The following is a 25,318-nucleotide window of genomic DNA, read 5'->3' on the forward strand; positions in this document are numbered from 1 at the left end:
ACTGTGTGACGTACGGCGCACTGGTGTGCTGGAGGTCATGAGCCAGGTACTGAGCCGGACCCGCATCCAGGACGTCGATGCGTTGCGTGGATTCGCCCTGCTGGGCATCGTGGTCGTGAACATCACCTTCGCCGCCTCGGGGTTCCCGATTCATCTGGCGGAGGATCCGGCGTACCAGTCGTGGCTCGACCAGGCCGTGCACTGGATGTCCTCGACGTTCGTGGACATGAAGTTCTACCTGCTGTTCTCGTTCCTGTTCGGGTACAGCTTCCAGTTGCAGATCGAGGCGGCGCAGCGCGCGGGCGCGGCGTTCAAGCCGCGGATGCTGCGCCGGCTGGCTGGTCTCTTCGCGATCGGCGCGCTGCACGCGATCTTCCTGATCACCGGCGACATCCTCAGCGTCTACGCGCTGATCGGCCTGATCCTGCTGGCGATGCGGCGGGTGAAGGAACGGACCGCACTGATCGTGGTGGTCGCGATCTACGCCTACCTCTTCGTCTCACTGGGCTCGACCGCGCTCTTCTTGGACACCTTGGCGTTCCTCGACCCGGCCGGCGCGGTCGCCGCGGCTCAGCAGACGACCGCGAACGTCGGCGGCTCGTTCGGCGACATCATCGGCGAGCACGTCGCGGCGCTACCGACGTACGGCCTGTCTCTGCTCACTGTGCAAGGACCGACGACGCTCGCCGCCTTCCTGCTCGGCCTAGTCGCCGGCCGACGTCGACTGCTCGCGAACCTCAACGGTCAAGAGGCTGTACTGCGGCTGATCCAGCTGGTCGGGTTCGTCGTCGGCATCACCGGCGGCATGATGTACGCGGCCGGCGGGAACGGCGACACCGGTTCCGTCCTGGCCAGCGTGCTCACCGCACCATTCCTCGCTGCGGCGTACGTCGCGACGCTGCTGCGGATCATGCACTCCGACAAGGGGCGGGACGTGCGGCGCGTGCTCGCACCGGCCGGGCAGATGGCGTTGTCGAACTACCTGGGCCAGTCGGTCGCGACGATGCTGATCTTCACCGGGATCGGGTTCGGCCTGGTCGGCCAGGTGTCTCCGCTGCAGACGATGGGGATCGCCGTCGCGATCTTCGCGGTACAGGTCGTGCTGAGCCACGTCTGGATGAGCCGCTACGGCTACGGGCCGGTGGAAGGTGTGCTGCGGGCCGTCACCAACGCGACCGCTCCCACCTGGCAGCGCAAAACCGCCGGGTGAGATCCCGGCGGTCTGCGGTGGTGTCAGGCCGCGTGGTGGCCGTGGTGGGTGAGGATGCGGGCCCGGCGGATGCTGTGCACGGTGCCTGCGGTCGTTGCGGGCTTGTGGTTGAAGGGCTCGGCCGCGCCACCGAGGGCGAGCAGGTCGAGTTTGGTCCGGGCCTGGTCACGGTCGTCAGTCACCCAGGAGCCGTTCGGACCGGTGGTGAGACCGGTCGAGTGACGCCTGTTGCTGATCTCCAGAGCCGCGATCACGGCCAGCGCGAGTACTGCGAGAAGAATGATTCCGGTCATGGCATAGATTTTGCTACCTACTAGATTCTGCCACCACTGGCACTATTGACATAGTTCCACAAATTCCTGCCATACTGGCGGCATGCTCCAGAAGATCGCTGTCGTCCTCATGGAGGACGTCGCCATGTTCGAGTTCGGCGTGGTGTCCGAGGTGTTCGGGATCGACCGGACCGACGACGGTGTGCCCGCATTCGACTTCAAGGTGTGCTCGACCCGGCCGGGCGAGCCCCTGCGCAGCAGCAGCCACTCCGCGGTGATCGCGCCGTACGGGCTGGAGGAGCTCGAGGACGCCGACCTGGTCGCGCTCCCGGCGACGACCTGGCGGGAGGCGTACGACGAGCGGATCCTGGACGCGCTGCGCCGGGCCGAGGCCCGCGGGGCGATCCTGCTGACGGTCTGCTCGGGCGCCTTCGTGCTCGGCAAGGCCGGGCTGCTGGACGGCCGGCCGTGCACCACGCACTGGCGCTACGAGAAGCTCTTCCAGGAGACGTTCCCGCTGGCCAAGCTGGACGCCGACGTGCTGTTCGTTGACGACGGCAACATCATCACCAGCGCCGGCACCGCGGCCGGGATCGACGCCTGCCTGCACCTGGTCCGGCGTGAGCTCGGCAGCGCGGTCGCCACCCGGATCGCGCGCCGGATGGTCGTCCCGCCGCAGCGCGACGGCGGTCAGCGGCAGTACGTCGAAGTACCCGTGCCGGAGTCGTCGGGCGAGAGCCTGCAGCCGGTGCTCGACTGGATGGTCGACAACCTCACGATCGAGCACACCGTGCCGGCGCTGGCCCGGCGGGCGCAGATGTCGGAGCGTACGTTCGCGCGGCGGTTCGTCGCGGAGACCGGGACGACACCGCTGAAGTGGGTCACCACCCAGCGCGTGCTGCGGGCACGCACGCTGCTCGAGCAGACCCGGATGGGCATCGAGCAGATCGCCGCCGAGTCAGGCTTCGGCACGGCCGCCCTCCTGCGGCACCACTTCCGCAGGGTCGTAGGCGTGCCACCCCAGGACTACCGCCGAACCTTCCGCACCGCCAACTGACGGTCTTCGGCTACGCTGCGCATTCCGGCTGATCGCATTGAGTGAGGCCGCTCTGCCCTGCGCGGGCAGCGTGAGACCGCCCACAGAATTTGCGGTGCCCCCACCTGGGCCTTCTAGGATCCTTCGAGTGTCACAGGGGGGTAACGGCCGAACAGATCGGCGAGCCGAGAGAAGTTGGAGCGACTGTGGCAACGCCGGACCCGTCCCGGGCCAGCACCTCCCGACGTCTGAGCTGGGACGTCGTCCGTGTCCTCGCCGTCCTCGCAGTGGTCTTCACCCACACGACGTACCAAGGCCCGGTGCTGCACCCCGAGCTCGGTGCGCCGCTGGGCAAGTACCCGTTCCAGGTCGGTGCCAGCGTCCTGCTGGTGATCAGCGCGTACTTCGTCTGTGTGACGATCCGGAAGGGTCCGACGGCGCGGTGGTTGTGGCGCCGGGTCTGCCGGGTGCTGCCGCCGTACCTGGCCGCCGTGATGGTCACCTACACGGCATTGATCCTGCTCGGGCCTGACAACTGGAAGCTGCCCACGCCGCACGACCTGTGGGGCAACCTGACGCTCGTCGCCTCGTTCGACCCGTCGGTGCACCTCATCGACGGCTCCTACTGGACGCTGCCGCTGCAGCTGATGGCGTTCGCCGCCGCTGCACTGCTCTGGCCGCGCGGCATGGGGTCGGCCGGGCGCATCACCGGACTGCTCTGGGTGATGATCCTGGCGCCGGTGATCCTGGACTGGAACGACCGGATCGTGCACAGCCCGTTCTGGGTCCAGCAGGCCTGGAACGGACTCGGGCTGCATCGGCTGCAGCTGTTCGCGATCGGTATCGCGATCTGGCTCTGGGCCCAGCGCCGGATCAACGTGATGCACCTGGGCGCGCTGCTCGTCGCGACCGTCTTCGCTCAGCACGCGCACACGGCCGACCTGCCGTCGTCGCTCGGCATCGGCGTCCTGCTGGTGGTCGTGGCGATGGCCGCGCGGGGCCCGGACTGGCGGGTCTTCGCTCCGATCCGGCGGCCGATCCAATTCCTGGCGCGGATCTCGTTCGCGATCTACCTCCTCAACCAGGAGCTCGGGTACCTGATCGCCTACCACCTGATGTCGATCGGCGCGGGACGCCTGGCGCAGATCGCCGGCGCGGTTGCCGGGGTGATCGCGCTGGCTTGGCTGTTGACGACGTACGTCGAACGACCCGTGTACCGCGCACTGGCCAACACCCCGATCCGGCCGCCACTGCGCCGCCTGGGGTTCCGCGCGCTGGTCTGGCTGACTACTTGACGCCGGATACCCGGAGCGTGATACTCGATTTCGAGTAATCGAGCTCGAGGGGGCGTGATGGCGCGACGGAAGGTCGGCAACCCGCTCGCGTTCGCCATCCTCGGCAGCCTGGCCGAGCGCCCGATGCACCCGTACGAGATCTCGACGATCCTGCGGGCCCGAGGCAAGGACCAGAGCATCAAGCTCAACTACGGCTCGCTGTACTCCGTCGTCACGGCCCTGGAGAAGAACGGCTTCGTCGAAGCCCGGGAGACGATCCGCGAGGGCAACCGGCCGGAGCGCACCGTCTACCAGATCACCGAGGCCGGCCAGGAGGAGTTCCGCGACTGGCTGACCGAGTTGCTCGGCACGCCGAGTCGCGAGTTCCACCCGCTCGAGGCCGGCCTCGCGTACCTGCCCGGCCTGCCACCCGGCCGGGTCGCCGAGCTCCTGGAGCAGCGGGCGAAGGCGATCGACGCGGAGATCGAGCAGGTCGTCGCCGCCCACGAACAGATGGCGTCGATGGAGTTCCCGCGCTTGTTCTGGGTCGAGTCGGAGTTCCGGCTGGCGCTGCTCAGGGCCGAGTCGGCGTACGTTCACGAGCTCACAGAGGCGATCCGGAGCGACACCCTCGACGGGTCGGCGTTCTGGCACAAGGCCTGGAAACTGTTCGAAGAGGAGGGCATCAGCCCGGTCGACCAACTGAAGGACCCCGTCAAGTACTTCGGCGCCGACTTCGCCTGGCTGCAGGCGATGCCGCCGGAGGCCAAGTAGCAAGCAGGACGGCCCCCGACCGAGGTGCGGCAACACCACAGGTCGAGGGCCGCAGTTCCTCGAGCCGGTCCGAAGACCTGGTCCCAAGGCGCACTCATCAGGATAGCCAGCAGCGGACCGGCTCCCCTCACCACAAGGGAGTCACCACCTCATGGCTACGCATGCCCTGGAAGCGATCGACCTGGTCAAGACGTACCCGGCCGGGCGCAAGAACCCACCGTTGCGCGCGCTCGACGGTCTCACCTTCAGCGTTCCGGAAGGCGTCGTACTGGGCCTGCTCGGCCCGAACGGCGCCGGCAAGTCCACCACGGTCAAGATCCTCACCACCCTGTCCCGCGCCGACTCCGGCGCGGCCCGCGTGGCCGGGTACGACGTCGACGCCGAGCAGGACCAGGTACGGCGGGCGATCGGCTACGTACCGCAGAAGTCCAGCTCCGCCCCACAGGCCACCGGGGTCGAGAACCTCGTCCTGGGCGGCCGGATCTACGGCCTGACCCGTGCGGAGGCGGTACGCCGAGCAACGGAACTGCTGGCGCGGTTCGGCCTGACCGAGGCGGGTGGCCGCCAGGTCAGGACGTACTCCGGCGGCATGCAGCGCAAGCTCGACGTCGCCCTCGGGTTGGTCCACCGGCCGCAGGTGCTGTTCCTGGACGAACCGACGACAGGTCTCGATCCTGAAGCGCGGGCCGACCTGTGGGACGAGGTCGGCCGGCTGTCGGACCAGGAAGGGCTGACCGTGCTGCTCACCACGCACTACCTCGAGGAGGCGGACCGGCTGGCCGACCAGCTCGCCATCGTCGACCACGGCAAGATCGTTGCCTCCGGCACCCCGGAGGCGTTGAAGGCCGAGCTCCGGGGCGACTCCGTCAACGTCGAGCTGCTGGCTCCGGACAGCTCACTGAGCGTGCGGGCGCTGCTCGGGGAGTTGCCGGGGGTCGGGGAGATTGTTGTCGAGGGCAACACGTTGCGGCTCCGGGTCGACCACGGCGCGACCGCTGTTCCCGCCGTACTGGGAACCCTTGAGGACAAGGCGATTCCGGTGACCGCGGTGACGGTGTCGCGGCCGTCGCTGGACGACGTCTATCTGCGCTACACCGGGCGGTCGTTCCGCTCCGGCGAGGGCGAGGCGGCGTGATGAGCACCGTCGAGTTTCTCGGGCACACCCGGTTCATCACGGGTCGCTGGCTGCGGGCGCAGTACCGGCAGCCGGCGCTGATCGCGTTCACGTTGATCCAGCCGGCGATCTGGCTGCTGCTGTTCGGGCAGTTGTTCCAGGGGGTCGTGAACCTCCCCGGCTTCGACGACTCGTCGTACATCGCCTTCCTCACGCCGGGAATCGTGATGATGACCGCGCTGATGAACAGCGGCTGGAACGGCACCACGTTCATCGCGGACATGGAACGCGGGGTGATGGACCGGCTGCTCGCGTCGCCGGTCAGCCGCGGCGGCCTGATGGCCGGGCAACTCGTCAGCAACGCGACCACGACATTCCTCCAGACCGTGCTGGTGTTCGCGATCGGCCTGGCAGCCGGCGCCCGGTACGACGGCAGCGTCGCAGGCTACGCGGTCACGGCCGGCGCCGCGATCCTCGTCGGCACCGCCTTCGGCTCGCTGTCCAACGCCGTCGCCTTGCTGACCCGCCAGCAGGAGGCGCTGATCGCCATCTTCCAGTTCGTGTCGCTCCCCCTGACCTTCATGTCCTCGATCATGATCGACCCCGACGTCGCCCCCCACTGGCTCACCGTCGCCGCCCGCTACAACCCCGTCGACTGGGCGGCCACCGCAGCCCGCGAAGCCCTCTCCGCCACCCCGGACTGGCCCTCGGTAGCCCGTTACAGCGCCTACCTACTCGCCTTCACCCTCCTGGTCGCCTGGCTCTCCACCCGAGCCTTCCGCACGTACCAACGGTCGGTCTGAGACCTTGCATTCCATAGCTTGCTATGTAAAACTCATAGCAAGCTATGGAATTGAGGTGAGGTCGTCATGACTGTCATCACCGCCCGCCGGGTCGGCGGGGGTAAGAAGGTTCGCGATCGGCAGCGGCTGGCTCATCTGGTCGCCGGGATCGCGGTGGTCGCCTACGTCTACGCACCGGGCGCGCCCGCGCTCGAAGCCGCGGTTCGCTGGGTGATCCTGCCGCTCCTGGCTGCGTCCGGCGTGCTGATGTGGCAGTGGCCGAAGGTGCGGCGGCTGGCTCGCAAGCTGAGGACTCAGGCGTGACGGACGGGCTGTTTCGCGGGGAGTCGCTTGGTTACCAGGTCAACCACCTTGCTCGGTTGCTTGCGCAGACGCTGGCGGCTCGGATCGCGCCGTACGGCGTTGTGCCTGGGCAGTTCGCGCAGTTGCTCGTGCTGTTCGAGGAGGACGGGCTGACGCAACGCGAGCTGTGTGACCGGGTGCGGATCGAGCAGGCCACGATGGCGAAGACCTTGCAGCGCATGCAGCGCGACGGTCTGGTTCGCTGCGATCCCGACCCTGCCGACAAGCGCCGGATCCGGGTCTACCTGACCGATCACGCGCGGGAACTCCAGCCTGACCTCGTCGCCGCGGCACAGTCGGTGAACGCCTTGGCCGTCGAGGGGCTGACCGAGGCCGAGGCCGCCGGCTACCTGGAGGTCACCGCCCGGCTGATCGGCAACCTGGAGTCAGCGCGCTAGGGCGTCGGCGTACCAGGGTTTGATGGTGTTGTCGATGATGGTGAGGCGTTCGTCGAAGGGGATGAAGGCGGACTTCATCGCGTTGATGGCGAACCAGCGGAAGTCGGCGAGGTCGTAGTCGAAGGCTTCGGCGAGCAGGGTGAGCTCGCGGCTCATCGACGTACCGCTCATCAGGCGGTTGTCGGTGTTGACGGTGACCCGGAAGCGGAGCTTGGCGAGCAGGCCGATCGGGTGGTCGGCGATCGACTCGGCGGCGCCGGTCTGCAGGTTGGAGCTCGGGCACATCTCCAGCGGGATCCGCCGGTCCCGGACGTACGCCGCGAGCCGCCCGAGCTCGGCCTTGTCGCCGGCCGGGTCGTAGTCGATGTCGTCGATGATCCGGACGCCGTGCCCGAGCCGGTCCGCGCCGCACCACTGGATCGCCTGCCAGATCGACGGCAGCCCGAACGCCTCGCCGGCGTGGATGGTGAAGTGCGCGTTCTCCCGCTGCAGATACTCGAACGCGTCCAGGTGCCGGGTGGGCGGGTAGCCGGCCTCCGCGCCGGCGATGTCGAACCCGACCACCCCGGCGTCGCGGTACGCGACCGCCAGCTCGGCGATCTCCATCGACCGCGCCTTGTGCCGCATCGCGGTCAGCAACTGCCGGGCGACGATCGGCCGCTCCGCGGTCGCCATCCCGTGCTCGAACCCCTCGCGGACGGCGTCCACGACCTGCTCGAGCGTCAATCCCCGGGTCAAGTGCTGCTCGGGCGCGTACCGGACCTCGGCGTACACCACGCCGTCCGCGGCCAGATCCTGCACGCACTCACTGGCCACCCGCTTGATCGCCTCAGCGTTCTGCATCACCGCGACGGTGTGGTCGAACGTCTCCAGGTACCGCTCCAGCGACCCCGAGTCCGCCGACTCGACGAACCACGCGCCCAGCTCCTCGGCGTCGTTCCGCGGCACCTGGTGCCCGATCTCCCGAGCCAGCTCCAGCACCGTCCCCGGCCGCAGCCCGCCGTCCAGATGGTCGTGCAACAGAACCTTCGGCGCCGCGTTCAACTGCTCGGGGGTGATCATGGCGCCATCCTGCCAGCCGCCCCGGATCCGGCAAATGTTCAAGAATTCCGTCGGCGCCGCGTGTCATGGTGAGGAAATGGTGAGCCGGCTGCGTGGTCGCCCCGAATGGCAGTTCTTCGCCGTTCTGCCCCGGGCAGATCCGGTGCTGGCCACCCTCTGGTGGGTCCTGCTGCTGGTGCGCGGCGCGCTGCCGGCGCTGTTCGCGATCTCGATGGGCCGGCTGATCGGCGCGGTCCAGAACGGGTCCGAGCTGGCCGGGCCGCTGAGCCTGATGGGAATCACGTTCGTGCTACTGCAGGTGCTGGCCCCTGTGCATCAGGCAGTCAGCGCCAATCTCGGCAGCCGCGTGGCCGCCTGGCTGAACGACGTACTCACCAGGACCTGTGTGGAGCCGCCGGGGATCGGTCACCTCGAGGATCCGGAGCTCAGTGAGGACCTGACCGTGGCCCGCGAGTTCGACCGCGGCCAGACCGGCCCGCCGATGTACCTGAACGTCGACTTCGTCGCGGGCAGCCTCGTCGAGCTCGTCGGCGGCATCGCGTCCGCCGTGGTGCTGTTCGGATTCAGCTGGTGGGCGCCGCTGGTGCTCGTCGTCGCCTGGACGGCGACGCACTGGCTGCTCCGGGAGAGCGGTGTCTGGAAGGACCGGAACACGGCCGAGGTCCGGTCGGCGCAGCGGCACGCGGACTACGCCTACCAGCTCGCGGTCGAGCCGGAAGCCGCGAAGGAGCTGCGGCTGTTCGGCCTGGCCGGCTGGACCGTGCAGCGGTTCACCGATCGGCGCCGGCGGCTGTTCGAGCTGCAGTACGCCGCCACGCGGCTGCGCGAGCGTCCGATGGTCTGGAGCCTGGTGATCGTGGTCGTGGCCAACGGTCTGGTCTTCTGGGCGCTCGGAGCGGCTGCGATCGACGGTCGGCTGGAGCTCGATCGGCTGGTGACGTTCGCCCAGGTCGCGGTCGGGGTCAGCATGATCGCGTTCGGCGGGCTGAACTGGGCGCTCGACGGTGCGTCGGCGCCGGTGGCCGCCGTACATCGACTGAAGCCCGCGATGGAGCCGGCCGGCGCCTTGACGTCCGGCCGGCGGATGCCGCGTCCGCGCGGCGCTGTCGCGATCGAGATCCGGGATCTGCGGTTCCGGTATCCACAGGCTGCGGAGCCGGTGTTCGACGGCCTCGACCTGACCATTCCGGCCGGCTCGTCGCTGGCCGTCGTCGGTCAGAACGGCGCCGGCAAGACGACGCTGGCCAAGCTGCTGTGCCGGTTGTACGACGCCGACGCCGGATCGATCCGAGTCGACGGGACCGACCTGCACGACCTCGACGTCGACGCGTGGCGGACCCGGGTCGCTGCCGTCTTCCAGGACTTCCTGCGACTCGAGCTTCCGTTGCGGGACAACGTGGCCCCGGCCGGTGCCCCGGACGCGGACATCCTCGCCGCGCTCGCGGACGCCGGCGCCAACGACCTGGCGAGCCTCGACACCCGCTTGGCGACCGGGTACGGCGACGGCACCGACCTGTCCGGTGGTCAGTGGCAACGTGTCGCGCTGGCGCGGGCGTTGTGCGCCGTACGGCAGGGTGCCGGGTTGGTGCTGCTCGACGAGCCGACGGCGCAGCTGGACGTCCGTGGTGAGGCGGCGATCTTCGACCGGATCCTGACCGCGACCCGCGATGTCACCACGATCCTGATCTCGCATCGCTTCTCCACGGTCCGGCACGCCGACCGGATCTGTGTGCTCGAGCACGGCCGGGTCGTCGAGCTCGGCAGCCACGACGAGCTGATGGCGCTCGGCGGGCGGTACCGGACGATGTTCGACCTGCAGGCCGAGCGGTTCGCGGAGGTCGACGAGGAAGGAGTCAGCTATGACACGCTCTGACGTCGACGACCTGCCCAGGGCGTTGCCGGCGATGTGGCGGCTGTGCAAGCTCGGTTATCAGCACGAGCCGCGACTGCTGGTCTTCGCCTTCGCGATGACGCTGCTGGCCGCGCTGCCGGACGCGCTGCTCGCGTTGTGGCTCAAGGTCCTTGCCGACGGCGTGCTGGAGAACGACGGGCGCGCCGTACTGCTCGCTGCGGGCGGCCTCGCGCTGTCTGTCACAGCGACCTGGTTCCTGCGCACGGTGTCGACCCGGATCACCCGGCGGTTCCGGGATCGCGTGACGATCATGCTCGAGGCGCACGTCGCCCAGCTGCAGGCGTCGGTCGCGACCATCGAGCACCAGGAACGACGCGACTTCCTGGACCGGTTGTCCGTGCTGCGCAAGCAGGTGTTCGTGCTCGACCACATGTACATGTCGCTGTTCTCGACCTGCGGCTGGCTGCTGCGGCTCGGGGTGACTGTCGCGCTGCTGATGTCGATCGATCCGGCGCTGATCCTGCTACTGGTGTTCGCCCTTCCGACCGTCGTCAGCTCCAGCTGGCGCCCGGGCGTCGAGCGTGCTGTCGAGGAGCAGTACGCCGCCCACAGCCGGCTGGCCGACCATCTCTTCCGGACCGCCACCACCGCCGCGCCCGGCAAGGAGGTCCGCGTTGTCGGCATCGGCCAGGATCTCGTGGTGAACCGCCGCCGCGAGTGGGAGAAGTGGTACGGCGCCATCGCAAGCGCCCGGTGGACGAGCGCGGGGTGGCATGCGGTTGCTTGGGCGATCTTCGGCGCGGCGTACGTCGGCGCCGTACTGTTCGTCGTCTCCGGGCCGAACGACTCGGTCGGCAACGTGCTGCTGATTCTGGCCGCGGGTGCGCGGCTGTCGGCGTACATCGGAGCGACGGTCGGCGAGATCGGGTTCCTGCGGGGGATCTGGCTGGACGGGTCGCGGCGGTTGGTCTGGCTGGAGAACTACGCGGCGTCGTTCGACGACTCCGCGGATCTCCCGGCGCCCGAGCGTCTCACCGACGGCATCCGGCTGGAGCACGTTTCCTTCACCTACGCCGGAGCGTCGCGGCCGGCACTGGAGGATGTGGAGCTGCACCTGCCGGCCGGGCGGGTGGTCGCGGTCGTCGGCGAGAACGGCGCGGGCAAGTCGACCCTGGTGAAGCTGATCTGCAAGCTCTACGAGCCGACCGGCGGACGGATCCTGGTCGACGGGCAGCCACTGGACCGGATCCCGGCCGAGGCGTGGCGGCTCACGACCGCCGGCGCGTTCCAGGACTTCTTCCGGTTCGAGTTCCGGGCTGGCCACAGCGTCGGGCTCGGGGACCTGCCACGACTGGACGACGAGCCGGCCGTCACCACCGCGGTCGGACGGGCCGGCGCCGAGGACGTCGTCGAGCGGCTCGAGGCCGGGCTGGACACCCAGCTCGGCGCCACCTGGCCGAGCGGGGCGGAGATCAGCTTCGGGCAGTGGCAGAAGCTGGCGCTGGCCCGCGGCTTCATGCGGAACCGGCCGTTGCTGCTGGTCCTCGACGAGCCGACCGCCGCACTGGACGCCGAGACCGAGCACGCCCTGTTCGAGCGGTACGCGGCCGCGGCCAGGGACAGCGCGGACGGGCGGATCACGATCCTGGTCTCACACCGGTTCTCGACGGTCCGGATGGCCGATCTGATCGTGGTGCTGGACGGCTCCCGGGTGGTGGAGACCGGGACGCACGACGAGCTGATGGCGAGCGACGGACACTACGCCGAGCTCTACCGGATCCAGGCCGCCGCGTATCACTGAGCGTGGATCTTGAAGACCGGGACGCCCGGGGCGATGTGGCGAAGCACCTCGTCGGGCGAGTTCTTGTCGACGTCACCGCTGAAGAAGGTGCCGACCTCCCAGGCCCACTTCTTCAGGTACAGGCGCAGCATCGGCGTCTTGTCGGCGTCGGCGATCTCCTCGGCCCGGAAGGTCTGGATCTTCCGGCCGAGCTGGAGCCGGCCCTCGGGGTTCACCCGCAGGTTGCGCACCCACTGGGTGTGACCGCGCGGGGCGACCAGGTACTGCTGGCCGTCGACGACCAGTAGGTTGACCGGCGTGCTCCGCCAGTCGCCGGTCTTCCGGCCGCGGACCGAGAGCACCCGGCTGCCCATCAGGCTCAGGCCGAGCTTGGTCAGGCGGGCGACGATCCGGTTGAAGACCCGCATGCTGCCCTCGGCGGCGGTGATCACGCGCTTGCTGTCGTAGGTCTGGTTGTACTGCGGCATCGTCGTACCTCTCCTGGTTTGCGAGAGCGGTGCTCTCTGTTGTGATCAGTGAACACGAAAGCAGTGCTCACTGTCAAGAGCAGTGCTCTCGGTTTTGTGGCAGACTGCTGTCATGAACGCCGGACGCACCGCACGTGAGAGAGCCAGGGCCGAGCTGACCGAGGAGATCAAGACGATCGCCCGCCGGCAGCTGGCGACCGACGGCGCCGCCGACCTGTCGCTGCGCGCCATCTCGCGTGAGCTCGGCATGGTGTCGTCCGCGATCTACCGCTACTTCCCGAGCCGGGACGACCTGCTGACCGCGCTGATCATCGACGCGTACGACGCCCTCGGCGAGGCAGCCGAGGCCGCGGTCGAACCGGACTACGACCGGCCGCTCGACGCCTGGCTCGCGGTCTGCGCAGCGGTCCGGGACTGGGCGCGGGCCAATCCGCACGAGTACGCGCTGATCTACGGGTCGCCGATTAGCGGGTACCAGGCGCCGCAGACGACAGTGCAGCCGGCCAGCCGGGTCCCGATCCTCCTGCTCGGCCTGCTCGACCGCGCCCAGGCCGACGGGCAGCTCGTCGTACCAGGGGATGCTCCGGAGCCGGACGGCGTACTGGCGGAGCAGGTGCAGGTGCTGGTGGCGTTGGCGCCTGGGGTTCCGCCGCCGGTGCTGGTGCGGACGGTGATCGTGTGGACGCAGCTGTTCGGGATGATCAGCTTCGAGCTGTTCGGTCAACTGGTCGGGTCGATGGATCCGGCGGACGCGTTCTTCGACTCGACGACGCGGCAGATGGCCGCGTTCGTCGGCCTCAGCTGAAGGCCTTCGGAAGCGGCAGGTGCACGGCGGCCGACACTCGGCGGACGTAGGTCTCGCGGGGGATGGAGACGGCTCCGAGCGTCGCCAGGTGGTCGGTGACCCACTGGATGTCGAGCACCCGCTGGTCGGCGTACTCGTCGTCGAGCAGCTCGATCAGGCCGGCCACAGCTGCCTTCGAGCCGTCGGTCTTGTGGTGGAACATCGACTCGCCGGCGAACAGTCCGCCGATCGCGACGCCGTACAGGCCGCCGGCCAGCTCGTCGCCGTCCCACGCCTCGACCGAGTGCACCCAGCCGAGACGGTGCAGCTCGGTGTACGACGCGATGATCCCGCGGTCGATCCAGGACCCGGGCCGGCGCGGGTCGGCGCACGCGCGGATGACCTGGTCGAAGGCGGTGTTCACCCTGATCTCGAACTTGTTCCGCGCCCGCCGTACCGACCGTGACGGCCGGTAACCCGCGACCTCGATCACGCCGCGGTCGACCGGCGACCACCACAGCAGCGATCCGCGGTGGTCCGGCATCGGGAACAGCCCCCGCCGGTACGCCGCCAGCACGGTCCCCGGCTGCAGATCCGCCCCACCGGCGACGATGTCACTCGCCCCGGCAACCGCCACCGGCGGAAAGTCCCACACAGAAGCAGCAGGCTCGACAGGCACACCCCAATCCTGGACCACCCGCGCACCCGCCGCGGGGTCGGGGGACACCGGGGGTTTCTCCCGAGTGGCGGGAGTCGTGAGGGCACGTAGAGTTGAAGCACGCCCAGGACTCGGACGCGGGGAGGGCGGGAAGGAGCACCGTGGCCGGAGTAGCCAGGTTCGTCGCCAGCAGTCTCGCGCCCGCCGCGCAGCGATTCGCACCTCAGGCAGCGGCGGGTGTGCTGCGCCAGATCCTCGAGGTCGCGATCGACGGGTACCAACGGTTCCCGGGCGCCGAGGCGATCGCCGACGCGAAACTGTCCAGGACCGGCGGTGACGCGCAACTGGCGATCGACGCGGTGATCGACCAGCACATCCGGCTGGCCGGGTTCCAGGGGTTCGTCACCAGCATCGGCGGGCTCGTCACCCTCCCGGTCGCGCTACCCGCCAACCTGACCGGCCTGGCGATCGTGCAGGCCCGGATGGTGGCCGCGATCGCGCACCTGCGCGGGTACGACCTGGACGATCCGCGGGTTCGTACGGCGGTGATCACGTGCATGCTCGGCGAGGACGGCGTACTGGACCGGCTGAAGAAGTCGAGCCTGCCGACGTCCCCGCTGGCGATCGCGACCGCGCCGGTGTTCGACCCGGAGCTGGACCGCCAGGTCGCGGGTGAGGTGGTCGCCGAGCTGATCGCCCGGATCAGCGGCAAGCGGATGGCGCTCACCGTGACCCGCCGGATCCCGCTGCTCGGTGGCGCGGTCGGGGCCGGTGTCGACGGGTTCGCGACGTGGCGAATCGCCGAGTACGCCGACAAGAGCCTGGTCCGCCGCATCCGCCGCCCGATCGAGCCCTGACACCGCCTGGTTCAGGAGTGGTCCGAGAGGGCGGCGATGAGTCGGCGCTCCTGCTCGTCGGACCAGGTGGTGCGGAGGACCTGCGGTGACAGGGGTTTGAGCTGGTCGATCGCCTTGTCGCCGTCGACCACGTTCCGGACGACCAGGAGCAGGGCCGCGCGGCCGGGCTCGAGGGTCTGCCGGAGGCCGCGGACGAACTGTGCGTTGAGGATGCCTGCCGACACTGTGCCGCCGACTGCACCCGCTGCGGCGCCCACCGCGGCCGAGAGCAGTGGGACGAGCAGCATCAGACCGATCAGCCCACCGCCGGCCGCGCCGGCGACGGCTCCGGTGGCGGTCAGCCGGAGCGGCTGGACGAGCTCGACCTCGCCGTCCTCGTGGCGGCAGGCGACCGCGAGGCCGCTGAGCTCGAGGGCCTCGGTCGCCTCCAGCTCGGTGAGCCGCTGCCGGGCCTCCTCGGCGAGGTCACGGCTCGGGAATCCGAGGACGATCAGGTCGGTCATGGTTCCTCTCCCTCCGGTTGTCGAGCGGTCACCGCGGCCTGGACGCGGTAGTCGTTGATCGGGCGGTAGCGGTCGTAGAGCATCGTCAGGATGCTGAACAGGAAGATGAAGAACAGCGTGGTGACCAGCGGCAGGCCCTCGTCGTCCCGGCCCAGCACCAGGTCGCCGATCGTGACCAGTACGACGTTCGTCGCGAACACGACCGCGAACGACATCGTCGCGGACTCCCACGACCGGCCCCGCCGGGCCGACCACAGCCCGAGCGCGGAGTTGATCACCGCGAAGATCGCGATGCTGATGAAGATCTCCATGCTGCTCGCCTGCACGGCCGGCAGCACGTTGCCGAAGATCACACTGATCAGCCCGATCAGGAAGATCTTCTCCACGGCCTCCCAGTCGAAGACCTTGCGGTGCGCGGCCTGGAACGCGGCACGCTCGCTGGCCTCGTCGATCGCGGTCGGCAGCGGGTCGGCCTCGAGCTTCCAGGTCCAGTCGGGCTGCGGCAACCGCGGGCGGACGACCAGGAGCAGCACCGCGACCAGCCCGAGTACGGCGACCAGCAGCAACGGACCGAACCAGCTCGTGTCCGCGATCAGGTCGGTGACGTCCAGTTGCGCGATGTGGATCCAGTACTCCTGCGGCAGCTTGACGAACACCCAGATGCCGCCGGCGACCAGCGCCCAGAACCGGAACCCGAACTTCGCCGGATTCCACCGGGACCGGATCGCCTCGTAGGCGATGAAGAAGTACTCGAACGTGTTCGGGAACAGCAGCAGCAGGGCCCGCAGACCGGTCAGCTCGAACGCGACCACGCCGACCTGCCGGAAGAAGAACAGGAACCGGCTGATGCCGACCGCCGCCTGACTGGTCCAGTTCCGCAGGCTCGCCAGGTACGCCACCGACAGGTAGAAGACGTCCATCGCCTTGTCGTAGCTCTGGTAGAACGGCGGGTCGTACCCGAACGCCTGGAAGATCGTCTGGTCGACCCCGTCGAGCACCAGACACCCCACGATGGCGGGCAACGGATACCGCGGAATCAACAACGGCAACCCGAACCGCGCCAGCACCACCGCCCAAAAAACCACGTCAGCGCCCATAGAACCCCCGCCCATCTCCCCGACCGTAGCCCACACCCGCACCCCAGGTCTGTGGATAACTTCAGGTCGGTTACGGCTCTCGCCGATAGACTCGAAGCGGAAGGACAGCAGGCGAGGGGTGGGGGTCAGCCAGCCAGGGCTTGGACGGCTCGGCTGGGGGACGGCTTGCCTAGTTGGGCGGACATCCAGGTGCTGGTGGCGACCAGCTTTTGCAGGTCTACGCCGGTGTGGATGCCCAGGCCGTCCAGTTGCCAGAGGAGGTCTTCGGTGGCGAGGTTGCCGGTGGCGCTTTCGGCGTACGGGCAGCCGCCGAGGCCGCCGGCGGAGCTGTCGACGGTGGTGACGCCTTCGCGGAGGGCGGTGAGGGTGTTGGCGAGCGCCTGGCCGTAGGTGTCGTGGAAGTGGACGGCGAGCTTGTCCACGCCGACGCCGGCTGCGGCGAAGGCGGCGAGCAGCGCGCTCACCTGGCCGGGAGTCGCGACCCCGATCGTGTCGCCGAGGGAGAGCTCGTGGCAGCCGAGGTCGATCAGCCGCGCGCCGACCTTCACCACCTGGTCGATCGGTACGTCGCCCTCCCACGGGTCGCCGTAACACATCGACACGTACCCGCGCACCGAGAGCCCTTCGGCCAGCGCCCGCTGCACCGTCGGCGTGAACATCGCGAACTGCTCGTCCAGCGTCGAGTTCAGGTTCTTCGCGGCGAACGTCTCGGTCGCACTCGCGAAGATCGCGATCTCCCGGACGCCCGCGGCCAGCGCGCGGTCGAGGCCGCGTTCGTTCGGCACCAGGACCGGCGCCCGTACGGCGTCCGGCAGGTCCAACGACTCCAGGAGCTCGGCGGCGTCGGCGAGCTGCGGGACCCACTTCGGGTGCACGAAGCTGGTCGTCTCGACCGTGGTCAGGCCGGCGTCGACCAGCCGGCGGATGAACTCGGCCTTGACCGCGACGTCGACGATCGCCGACTCGTTCTGCAGTCCGTCCCGCGGGCCGACCTCGTAGATCGTCACCCGGTCGGGCAGTCCGTCCGCTCGCACCAGTTGCGGCTTCCGCATGTGTGTCGCCTCCGTCGCGTCCATGGATCGAGCCTGGGGAGGGGTCTCCTCCACAATGGCTCGTGATGACATCTCTGGCTGACATTCTGCGCGGCATCGAACGCGGCGTCTTCCCCACCCCGGACCTCGGCATCACCGTCGTACCGGCGCCCTCGCCGCGCGAAGCCGCCGTGGTCGCCTTCACCGGGCACATCGTGATCGCCGCGGACGTCGACCCGGCCTGGGTGGCCGATCGGATCCCGCCGGGCGATCTGGCGGCGCCGACCAACCCGCCGTTCCTGTCCGCGCTCGAGGAAGCGACCGGCCGCCGGGTCAACGCGATCGACGGGATGCTGCTGGCGCCGGCGCTGACCGACCCCACCGACCGCTCTGTGGCCGTCGAGGGTCTGACGGAGCTCACCGACCACGCCCACCCGCGCGTCGAGCGGGCTTGGCGGTATCGGGACGACGTCCGGGTGTACGGCGACGCGTACGGCGGACTGGTGCTGACGGGCCGCGGTCTGGCGGGTCGGATCGAGTGTGCGATCGAAGTCCCCGAAGGTGATCGGGGGAAGGGGCACGGGCGTCGGCTGGCGCGGGCCGCCCGGGCGCTGATCCCAGTGGACGCGCACATCTGGGCCCAGGTGACCCCGGGCAACGCGGCTTCTCTCCGCACCTTCCTCGCGGCCGGTTACAAGCCGGTCGGCTCCGAAGCTCTGCTGGTCCGCTGAAAGCTCGTTGCTTCCGGCATCTAGTTCGCCGGTGGCTGCGGGAACAACTTCCACAGTTGTGGAAAACCTGGGGATAGTTGCCTCTAGCCCCGAACTCGGCGGTGGTAGGTGTGCGGTTCGCCGGCGTAGTGGTTGCCGCGGTAGAGGCCGTGGATGATCTCGGCCTCGTAGCCGTCGAGCTGCGGCATGCCGAGCCGGCGGGCGATCTCGAGCTCGCCGCGGGCGTCGTACGGGACCCGGACGAACTGGATCGAGAACGGGGCCGGATCGCGGGTGTCCGGGACGCCTTCGAGGATGACGTACACCGGGGTCGGGTCGTTCAGGCTGTTGCCGACCGAGCCGATGTTGAACAGGGTGCGGCCGAGGTCGACCTCGTAGAACGGATCGTGGGTGTCGGCGTACCCGACGACGGTCGGGATCGGGCCGTCGCCGGTGGCCTCGGTGTTCTCGAACATGCCGAGGTACTCCGCTTCGTCGTGGTCGAACCGCACCCGCCGGTGCACGCTCGTCGACGACGCGTGGAACAGCCGGATCTGCCGCCCGCTGAACAGGAAGTCGTGGCAGAACGGGAGCCCGCGCAACCACGCCAACTGGTCCTCGCGGAGCTCCTTCTTCCACCAGCGCAGGGCGTCGCTGTCGTGCTCGCGGTCCGGGTCCGGCAGGAAGTCGTCCCAGTTGCCGAGGATGTTCACCTCGCACACCTGCCGGCACAGGTCGACCGCCGCCTGGCCGCGCGGCCCCTTCCCGACGTAGTCGCCCAGGTTGAAGATCCGCTCGATCCCCCGCCCCGCGATATCCGCCAGCACCGCCTCCAGCGCGGTCAGATTCCCGTGCACGTCCGAGATCAACGCAATCCGTTCCAACCCCATACCCGCCATGCTTTCATCTCCCACCGACAACAGGTTTCCCACCACCCGCTGGTGGTTCCGGCGAACCCGGGAAGGGTGAGGTGGGGACGGGACGGGCTGGGGCCGGGACCGGGTGGGACCGGGACCGGGTGGGACCGGGACCGGGTGGGGGTTCGGTTAGCGGCTGCCGGTTGGGCCGGTGGGTTCGGGGGTGCGTTGATGGGCGGTGGTGGATTTGGGGGTGGACTGGCGTGGGGGGCGGCGGGCTATCGGGCCGACGGATGCGGTTGGGGTCACGGAGCCGCCTCCTGACTCGCCGGCTGAATGGGCCGCGGCGCCGGCGACCCCGCCGGCGACCTTGCGTGCGCCGTTGACGGCAGCTCCGGCGGCAACCAGTCCGGCGCTGGCCGCGGCACCAACACCGACGGCACCCGACGCTCCACCACCCGAGCCACCGCCCGAACCACCACCGGAGCCGCCAGAACCGCCGGAGCCGCGGCCCATGAACGACCGGCCGACGTTGATGGCGCCGGTGGCCGCGCCACCCGGGTCTGCCACCGAGCTGCCCATGCCAGCGCTCCCGCCGGCAACCGCGGCCGTCACCGGGACCATGAACCGGAGTAGGGCGGGCAACGCGAAGATGGCCAGGAACAACATCATCAGACCGGTCGTGGTCTGCACGAAGCTGTTGGCGGACTGGCCCACACCGAGCTCGTTCATCTTCATCGCGGCGGCGTAGATCAGGGCAGCAGCCGGCTTGTACGCGATGAAGGCCAAGGCCCAGCCGCAGTACTTCTTGAACCAGGTCCGCCCCAGCTCCGTGTTCGTCGCCGCAGCGGCCAGCGGGAACGTCCCGGCCAGCAGGATCAGCATCGCCGAACGGATGACCATCAGCACGACCTGGATCAGCGCAGCCATGATCACTGCCACGCCGGCGAACATCATGATGAGGCTCGCGGCGTGGTCGCCGCTCATCATTCCAAGGCTTCCCTGCATCACCAGCGCGCCGAGAGCGCTCGACAGGGTGGACTCGTCCGGATGCGCCGACCGGATGATGGCGAGGGACACTTCGTCCGACCACTCGACGAGCAGCTGCATGGTCGCCGTACCCGCGGCACTCACCGCGACGAAGGTCAGCATCGCCTTCAGCAGGTCCTGGAGCGGTTGGGCGCGCTGTTCCCAGGCGAGCCGCATGCCGGCGATCAGTACGGCGACGGTGAAGACGGCCGCCGAGATCCACAGGACGTTGCCCTGCAGGAAGTCGACCATCGCACTGTTCTGCGGCGACCCGTCACCGGCGCCGACCACCAGCGTCGGGCTGGGCTCCTTGATCCAGAACGTCGCGATGGCGTGGATCCCCTCCATCGCGGCGTCGCCGATGCTCTCGCTCACCTGTTTGAGGGCGTTGTTGGTCGCAGCCTCGAAGCCGCCGGTGACGTGGCAGGTGACGTCCGTGGGTCCGCACATCAGATACCGGTCCAGGCGACGAAATCGGAGAGGTTCTGGTGCTGGGCGAACGGGATGCCTACGGGATCGCCGGGTGGGGGTGGTTGGAGGCGCCAGTCGTCGTCGTGCCAGACGAGGGTGAGAGTGATGCTCATGTACGCCGACTCGACGGGGAGCGCGAGCATGATCGTGGCGCGGTCCTGGTCGGCGTCGAGGACCCGGTAGCCGGCTGGTTGGCTGACGTTCGGATTGGCGGGCGGCCGCTCGGTGCTGAGCTCGCGGATCAGCGCTTGGGTGTTGGGGCCGGGGAGCATGAGTTTGCGGACCGTGGGGATGGATTGGCGCTGGTCGGCGAGGGCTGCGACGACGTTGTAGGCCGCGAAGACGGCGCCGGTCGGGGAGTGGGCGAAGCACCGGCGGAAGCCGTCGGGGTCGGTCTTGACCGGACCGGCCGCAGTCGATCGAGGTACGACGACGCGGCGGCTGACATCCCACCCGTCGACGGCCGGCGGTTTGAGGGGAATGGCCTGGTCGCCGGCGGGCAGCGCGCAGCCGGAGCCGGGATGCGCCGGCGCCGGAGTGCTAGCGCCAGGCTGGGCCGGAGTGCTGGCGCCAGGCTGGGCCGGAGTCTCGGTGCCGGGTTGGGTCGAGCTGTCGGCGGTGGATGCGGCCGGGGTGGACTGGACCGGATTGCTTGCGGTCGCGGGGTTCGCCGTACTGCGGGGGCCCGAGATCAGGAGGAGGGCGCCGCAGAGGAGGACTGCGGCGACGACGATGCAGGCGGCGATGAAGCCGCGGCCGTAGGGTGATTTCTCGTTCATCGCACTCCCCGATCCGGTGGTGAGAACCTCGCGGACCAAGGCTGGCAAAAATCGGCCGACCGCCGCGGAAGTTATCCACAGGCACCGGGGTTACGCTACGTATCCTTACGGTTGTGGGTCGATCTGTAGCCGAAGGGTCACCCCGTGTAGCGAAGTGACCTAGTCAGCTAATAGAGTCCGCGCATGACCATCGCGCCTTCGCTTTGCTCGCCCCTAGCGCTCGCCGATGCAGAACCCACTCGTGCCGTCGAACCCTGGGAAAGCGACGTGATCACCGCGTACGGCCTGCTGCGTGAAGCAGCGGCCGAGCTCGATCACCTGATGCGCCATTCCCTCAAGCGCAGTGGTCTGCAAATGGCAATGTTCGAACTGTTGCTGCGGCTCGCCCGCAGCCACGGTGAGAAGCAGCGTCTCACGTCCCTCGCCCGGGAGCTGACCGTCACCACCGGCGGCATCACCCGGCTGGTCGACCGCGCCGAGAACCTCGGTCTGGTACGCCGGGAGCCCTGTCCCGACGATGCCCGCGGTTCGTTCGCGGTCCTCACCGAGGAGGGGAAGCGGCGGCTGCGCGAAGCACTGCCGGACCACCTCCTGGAGATCGACAGCCTGTGGATGTCGCAGCTGTCCGACGAGCGGGAGGTCGTGCTCGGCAAGCTTCGCCGGGTCCGCGACAACGCTCGCCGCTGGCCGAACGGACGGCCGAACCTGGGGCCGATCACTCCCGACCGGATCCGCACAACCGACAACTGAACACCTTGCATTACCCGCGACTAACGGATGGGGCGCTCGACTGGTGTCGAGCGCCCCGCCGCGTAATCGTTGAGAGGTGAACCAAGGCGACCAGGGGACCACGCGCAGCCGAACCGAAGCTCGCGGGTACGACGCTGTCGGACAGCCCTACGGCGTTGACCCCGGCAAGCGCGCGGGCGGGGACAGCAGCCGGGGCGAGAGCTGGTGGCGGGGCGCGGTCGGCGGAGTGCTTGCCGCCCTGGCCGGCTTGGCGGCAGGGAGCGTGGTCGCCGGGTTGCTCGGCACTCAGCTGACGCCGGTAGTGGCGATCGGGTCCGCGTTCATCGACAGGGTGCCGCCGTGGCTGAAGGACCTCGCGATCGCGTGGTTCGGGACCAACGACAAGACCGCGCTCCAAGTCGGCATCCTGATCGTCCTGCTGGTCCTCGCCGCACTGGGAGGCGTCCTCGCAGTACGGCGCTACTGGGTCGGCGCGACCGTGGTCGTCGTACTGGTCGGACTGGCTGTGATCGCGGCCGCGACCAGGCCGGACAGCGGGCAGACCGGATTCGTGCCGTCCGTGGTCGCCGGTGTCACCGCCTTGTTCGTCCTCAGACTGTTCTCCCGGCGACTTGAGCCACTGCTCGATGCACCCGACGACAGCGTCAGCCGCCGCGGCTTCCTGCAGCTGTCGGCCGGCGTGGCGATCGGCTCAGCTGCAATCGCTGCGCTCGGACGAGTCCTCGGCGGCAACCGCGCCGCCGTCGCCGAAGCCCGCGAGGGCCTCAACCTGCCGAAGCCACCCACTGTGGACGCTCCCGCCGGTGTCCAGGCCGACGGCGCGACGTCCTGGGTGACCTCGAACGCGGATTTCTACCGCATCGACACCGCCCTCTCGGTGCCGCAGATCCTGCCGGCGGACTGGAAGCTGCGCATCCACGGCATGGTCGATCGCGAGCTGAACCTGACGTTCGACGACCTGCTGAAGCGCGAGGTCGTGCACAAGTGGGTCACCCTCACGTGCGTCAGCAACGAGGTCGGCGGCGACCTGATCGGCAATGCGCTGTGGTCCGGCGTACTCCTCAAGGACCTGCTGCAGGAGGCGGGGCCGGCCAAAGACGCGGACGCGATCCAGTCGACGTCGAAGGACGGGTTCACCGCCGGTACGCCGCTCAGCACCCTGCTCGACGACCGGCAGTCGATGCTCGCGTTCGCGATGAACGGTGAGCCGTTGCCGGTGGAGCACGGGTTCCCGGTGCGGATCGTCGTACCCGGGTTGTACGGGTATGTGTCGGCGACCAAGTGGCTGACGGATATCGAGGTGACCCGGTTCGACCGGTTCGAGGCGTACTGGACGCCGCGCGGGTGGTCGGAGCTCGGGCCGATCAAGTTGTCGTCGCGGATCGACGTGCCGCGGTCGAAGGCGGAACCGGGTCAGGTCACCGTGGCCGGGGTGGCGTGGGACCAGCACGTCGGGGTGTCGAAGGTCGAGGTCCGCGTCGATGGGGGCCCTTGGCAACAAGCGACGCTGGCGGCGGACGCGTCGATCGACACCTGGCGGCAGTGGCACTGGACCTGGGACGCGCCGCGCGGCAACCACGTCCTGCAGGTACGGGCGTTCGACGCCAAGGGCAACCCGCAGATCGAGGCGTCCGCACCGCCGGCGCCGAACGGCTCGACCGGCCTGCACACCGTGGACGTGAAGGTCGGCTAACGCGTCACGGCCTCGAGGACCATCGGCAGGAACGTGTGCTCCAGCGACCCGGCCGGAACCTTGCGAGGCTCCAGCAGGCTCTGTGACCGGGCACTCTCGTGCAGCGCCATCACCATCCGGACGAAACTGCTCGGCCGGCACGCTGAACTCCAGCCCGTTGGTCTCGGCGATCTCCTCGACCAGTTGAGTCAGCCGCGACCGGAACATCTCCCGCTGCTCGTTCAGCGCCCGCGCGGCCTCCGGGCTGCGCAGCGCGTGCAACGTGAACTCCGTGGAGATGAGGTGCCACCGCCGCTGGTCCGGCGCAGCCTCGTCGAGCAGCCCGAGTACGGCGTCCACCCTGGCCGCCCGCCACCAACGGGTCTGGCCCGCCAAGAAGCTCCAACCCGAGCTAGCGCTCTAGGCGTTGATGAAGGCCGCGGTTTCGGTGAGGAGGTGGTTGGTGGCGCGTTGGTCGAAGAAGGTGATGAGGGCTTCGTAGGCGCCGGACTCGGCGGCGGAGGGGTCGACGATGTAGCCGTAGTAGCCGTCGGTGTAGCCGACGACGCGAGTGATCGGGTGGGTGCTGTCGGCCTGCAGGCAGGCGCCGTGCAGGGCGAACAGCTCGACCGGCAGGTTGGCCCAGCACACCTCGCCCAACGTCACCACGCTGATCGGCAGCTCCAGCGACTCTGGCAACGATGCCGCAGCCATCAGCGCTTGGCCGCGTGCGCCATCCAGCCGCGTCTGCGCGATCCGCATCGACGGATGGTCGGCGCCACCGCGGACCGCACTCTCGGCCGCCGCGACGGTGACTGCCGCCTCCTCGGCCGGCGGCACGTGCCGGACCGGCAGGTCGATCGTCGTACGGCGGATGGCCGGCGCCGACTGCGGTAGCTCCAGCCCAGGGCCGGCCAGCGCCTCACGGACGCGTGCAGCGAGCAGACCGCCCAACCGCGCGACCTCCTCGGCGCCGCGACCCCGCCGCGTGAACCGTGGACTGACATCGCCCGCAGCCCCCTGCAGATAGCCGACTACCGCAGGAGCAAGCGCTGCCCGGGCAGCTCCCGGCCAATCGGCGGACCACTGCAGGTTCTCTGGGCCGTACGTGGTCGGGTGGCAGGCGAAGTCGAGCAGCAACGCCTCCAGCGATCCCTCCAGCGAGTGCAGAGCCAGCACTCCCGCGGTGTTGTCGTGCGGGCCGTTCTTGCGGTGCCGGTTCGCCCCGACGCCGATCACCTCGACCGAACGCCACGACGCGGTGACCGGCTGGCGGGGCAGCGATGCATTGGCGACTGCTGCGACCAGCGGCTGGTACAGAGCGGGCTCGCGCTCGGCCGGTATGACCGGGTGGATCTCACCGGTCCAGCCCGACGGTCCGGAATGCGTGTGCGACGCGGACACCACGACGCGCGTGGCCGGGATGCCGGCCGCGGACGCGGCCGCGGCGGACAGCTCGGCGACGAGGTCCCTGCCGACGGCGATGGCGTCGAGACTCAGCCAGAGCACGCCGGGGTCGTCCGCCGTACTGAGCCAGATCAGGGTGGCACGCAGCGGGTCCGCGGTGCCGGTCGCGGTGGCAGTGCGGGCCGCGTATCCGTCCAGGCGGTGGCCGGGCGGTGGCGTGACGTCCAGAGAGGTCGCGGCCAGGAGGAGTCTGCTCACTTACTTACACGCTCCAACGGTCGTGCCGGTGAAAACTTTCCGGTCCAGTC

General features: G+C 69.2%; 26 protein-coding genes. 15 read left to right on the top strand and 11 right to left on the bottom strand.

The genetic code is table 11. The annotated features are described in order from the left end of the window. Positions 1-37: 37 nt before the first annotated feature. Positions 38-1,210, top strand: coding sequence for a DUF418 domain-containing protein (locus tag AB0H36_RS16225; protein ID WP_360522808.1), 1,173 nt, complete (start codon positions 38-40; stop codon positions 1,208-1,210). Between the two features lie 23 nt (positions 1,211-1,233). Here the strand turns inward: AB0H36_RS16225 and AB0H36_RS16230 are convergent, their stop codons facing one another. Beyond that, positions 1,234-1,503 carry a hypothetical protein gene (locus AB0H36_RS16230; protein ID WP_360522811.1) on the bottom strand — a complete coding sequence of 90 codons (270 nt, stop codon included), beginning with the start codon at positions 1,501-1,503 and terminating at the stop codon, positions 1,234-1,236. 82 nt (positions 1,504-1,585) lie between these two features. On the opposite strand from AB0H36_RS16230, the gene AB0H36_RS16235 reads away from it, so the two are divergent. The 7 genes from AB0H36_RS16235 (at position 1,586) to AB0H36_RS16265 (ending at position 7,223) form a co-directional block, all read left to right on the top strand. Beyond that, positions 1,586-2,539: a helix-turn-helix domain-containing protein gene (locus tag AB0H36_RS16235; RefSeq protein ID WP_360522814.1), complete on the top strand. Its 954-nt coding sequence runs from the start codon at positions 1,586-1,588 to the stop codon at positions 2,537-2,539. A gap of 185 nt (positions 2,540-2,724) precedes the next feature. Next, positions 2,725-3,813, top strand: a complete 1,089-nt coding sequence (locus tag AB0H36_RS16240) for an acyltransferase (RefSeq protein WP_360522817.1) — start codon at positions 2,725-2,727, stop codon at positions 3,811-3,813. 57 nt (positions 3,814-3,870) lie between these two features. Then, positions 3,871-4,566 (top strand): PadR family transcriptional regulator, encoded by a 696-nt coding sequence (locus AB0H36_RS16245; protein ID WP_360522820.1) that lies wholly within the window; start codon positions 3,871-3,873, stop codon positions 4,564-4,566. Positions 4,567-4,717: 151 nt separating this feature from the next. After that, positions 4,718-5,701 (top strand): ATP-binding cassette domain-containing protein, encoded by a 984-nt coding sequence (locus AB0H36_RS16250; protein WP_360522823.1) that lies wholly within the window; start codon positions 4,718-4,720, stop codon positions 5,699-5,701. Then, complete coding sequence (locus tag AB0H36_RS16255; protein WP_360522826.1) at positions 5,701-6,483, top strand: ABC transporter permease; 783 nt, start codon at positions 5,701-5,703, stop codon at positions 6,481-6,483. The genes AB0H36_RS16250 and AB0H36_RS16255 overlap by 1 nt, the downstream gene beginning before the upstream one ends. A 66-nt stretch (positions 6,484-6,549) precedes the next feature. Further along, complete coding sequence (locus AB0H36_RS16260) at positions 6,550-6,786, top strand: hypothetical protein (protein ID WP_360522829.1); 237 nt, start codon at positions 6,550-6,552, stop codon at positions 6,784-6,786. Then, a complete protein-coding gene (locus tag AB0H36_RS16265) occupies positions 6,783-7,223 on the top strand; it encodes a MarR family transcriptional regulator (RefSeq protein WP_360522832.1) in 441 nt (146 codons plus the stop codon). Before AB0H36_RS16260 ends, AB0H36_RS16265 begins: the two co-directional genes overlap by 4 nt. Here AB0H36_RS16265 and AB0H36_RS16270 read toward each other — a convergent pair. Next, positions 7,212-8,285 carry an adenosine deaminase gene (locus AB0H36_RS16270; protein WP_360522835.1) on the bottom strand — a complete coding sequence of 358 codons (1,074 nt, stop codon included), beginning with the start codon at positions 8,283-8,285 and terminating at the stop codon, positions 7,212-7,214. The two genes, AB0H36_RS16265 and AB0H36_RS16270, sit on opposite strands and share 12 nt — an antisense overlap. A 34-nt stretch (positions 8,286-8,319) precedes the next feature. Here AB0H36_RS16270 and AB0H36_RS16275 point away from each other — a divergent pair, with 34 nt between their 5' ends. Together AB0H36_RS16275 and AB0H36_RS16280 are read left to right on the top strand one after the other, a co-directional pair. Next, on the top strand, positions 8,320-10,158 hold the full coding sequence (locus tag AB0H36_RS16275) for an ABC transporter ATP-binding protein (protein WP_360522838.1): 1,839 nt from the start codon (positions 8,320-8,322) through the stop codon (positions 10,156-10,158). Beyond that, positions 10,145-11,938 (top strand): ABC transporter ATP-binding protein, encoded by a 1,794-nt coding sequence (locus AB0H36_RS16280; protein WP_360522841.1) that lies wholly within the window; start codon positions 10,145-10,147, stop codon positions 11,936-11,938. Before AB0H36_RS16275 ends, AB0H36_RS16280 begins: the two co-directional genes overlap by 14 nt. On the opposite strand, the gene AB0H36_RS16285 is transcribed toward AB0H36_RS16280, so the two are convergent. Continuing rightward, a complete protein-coding gene (locus tag AB0H36_RS16285) occupies positions 11,932-12,405 on the bottom strand; it encodes a nitroreductase/quinone reductase family protein (RefSeq protein WP_360522844.1) in 474 nt (157 codons plus the stop codon). The two genes, AB0H36_RS16280 and AB0H36_RS16285, sit on opposite strands and share 7 nt — an antisense overlap. Positions 12,406-12,517: 112 nt before the next feature. On the opposite strand from AB0H36_RS16285, the gene AB0H36_RS16290 reads away from it, so the two are divergent. Then, positions 12,518-13,210, top strand: a complete 693-nt coding sequence (locus tag AB0H36_RS16290; protein WP_360522847.1) for a TetR/AcrR family transcriptional regulator — start codon at positions 12,518-12,520, stop codon at positions 13,208-13,210. On the opposite strand, the gene aat is transcribed toward AB0H36_RS16290, so the two are convergent. Further along, positions 13,203-13,868 carry a leucyl/phenylalanyl-tRNA--protein transferase gene (gene aat / locus AB0H36_RS16295; protein WP_360522850.1) on the bottom strand — a complete coding sequence of 222 codons (666 nt, stop codon included), beginning with the start codon at positions 13,866-13,868 and terminating at the stop codon, positions 13,203-13,205. The two genes, AB0H36_RS16290 and aat, sit on opposite strands and share 8 nt — an antisense overlap. Before the next feature lie 140 nt (positions 13,869-14,008). On the opposite strand from aat, the gene AB0H36_RS16300 reads away from it, so the two are divergent. Further along, positions 14,009-14,704: an EcsC family protein gene (locus AB0H36_RS16300; RefSeq protein ID WP_360522853.1), complete on the top strand. Its 696-nt coding sequence runs from the start codon at positions 14,009-14,011 to the stop codon at positions 14,702-14,704. Between the two features lie 11 nt (positions 14,705-14,715). On the opposite strand, the gene AB0H36_RS16305 is transcribed toward AB0H36_RS16300, so the two are convergent. The 3 genes from AB0H36_RS16305 to AB0H36_RS16315 all read right to left on the bottom strand — a co-directional run bounded on the left by AB0H36_RS16305 (position 14,716) and on the right by AB0H36_RS16315 (position 17,380). Continuing rightward, positions 14,716-15,207 carry a DUF1269 domain-containing protein gene (locus AB0H36_RS16305; RefSeq protein WP_360522856.1) on the bottom strand — a complete coding sequence of 164 codons (492 nt, stop codon included), beginning with the start codon at positions 15,205-15,207 and terminating at the stop codon, positions 14,716-14,718. Beyond that, positions 15,204-16,319 carry a hypothetical protein gene (locus AB0H36_RS16310; RefSeq protein ID WP_360522859.1) on the bottom strand — a complete coding sequence of 372 codons (1,116 nt, stop codon included), beginning with the start codon at positions 16,317-16,319 and terminating at the stop codon, positions 15,204-15,206. Before AB0H36_RS16310 ends, AB0H36_RS16305 begins: the two co-directional genes overlap by 4 nt. A 110-nt stretch (positions 16,320-16,429) precedes the next feature. After that, positions 16,430-17,380 carry a hydroxymethylglutaryl-CoA lyase gene (locus tag AB0H36_RS16315; RefSeq protein WP_360522862.1) on the bottom strand — a complete coding sequence of 317 codons (951 nt, stop codon included), beginning with the start codon at positions 17,378-17,380 and terminating at the stop codon, positions 16,430-16,432. Between the two features lie 41 nt (positions 17,381-17,421). Here AB0H36_RS16315 and AB0H36_RS16320 point away from each other — a divergent pair, with 41 nt between their 5' ends. Beyond that, positions 17,422-18,066, top strand: a complete 645-nt coding sequence (locus AB0H36_RS16320) for a GNAT family N-acetyltransferase (RefSeq protein ID WP_360522865.1) — start codon at positions 17,422-17,424, stop codon at positions 18,064-18,066. Positions 18,067-18,149: 83 nt separating this feature from the next. Here the strand turns inward: AB0H36_RS16320 and AB0H36_RS16325 are convergent, their stop codons facing one another. The 3 genes from AB0H36_RS16325 to AB0H36_RS16335 all read right to left on the bottom strand — a co-directional run bounded on the left by AB0H36_RS16325 (position 18,150) and on the right by AB0H36_RS16335 (position 21,181). After that, positions 18,150-18,935 (bottom strand): metallophosphoesterase family protein, encoded by a 786-nt coding sequence (locus tag AB0H36_RS16325; protein ID WP_360522868.1) that lies wholly within the window; start codon positions 18,933-18,935, stop codon positions 18,150-18,152. Between the two features lie 156 nt (positions 18,936-19,091). Next, positions 19,092-20,381, bottom strand: coding sequence for a hypothetical protein (locus tag AB0H36_RS16330; RefSeq protein WP_360522871.1), 1,290 nt, complete (start codon positions 20,379-20,381; stop codon positions 19,092-19,094). Then, the gene (locus AB0H36_RS16335) at positions 20,381-21,181 is read right to left on the bottom strand and encodes a hypothetical protein (RefSeq protein WP_360522874.1); all 801 of its coding nucleotides are present in this window, start codon (positions 21,179-21,181) and stop codon (positions 20,381-20,383) included. Before AB0H36_RS16335 ends, AB0H36_RS16330 begins: the two co-directional genes overlap by 1 nt. Positions 21,182-21,364: 183 nt before the next feature. Here AB0H36_RS16335 and AB0H36_RS16340 point away from each other — a divergent pair, with 183 nt between their 5' ends. Beyond that, a complete protein-coding gene (locus AB0H36_RS16340) occupies positions 21,365-21,931 on the top strand; it encodes a MarR family transcriptional regulator (RefSeq protein WP_360522877.1) in 567 nt (188 codons plus the stop codon). Positions 21,932-22,007: 76 nt separating this feature from the next. Further along, positions 22,008-23,624 (top strand): molybdopterin-dependent oxidoreductase, encoded by a 1,617-nt coding sequence (locus tag AB0H36_RS16345; protein ID WP_360522880.1) that lies wholly within the window; start codon positions 22,008-22,010, stop codon positions 23,622-23,624. Between the two features lie 399 nt (positions 23,625-24,023). Here the strand turns inward: AB0H36_RS16345 and AB0H36_RS16350 are convergent, their stop codons facing one another. Beyond that, entirely contained in the window at positions 24,024-25,268 is a 1,245-nt protein-coding gene (locus tag AB0H36_RS16350) for a hypothetical protein (protein ID WP_360522883.1), read from the bottom strand. Positions 25,269-25,318: the final 50 nt, after the last annotated feature.

Origin of the sequence: Kribbella sp. NPDC050820, assembly GCF_040653975.1 — a bacterium.
Classification (GTDB): domain Bacteria; phylum Actinomycetota; class Actinomycetes; order Propionibacteriales; family Kribbellaceae; genus Kribbella.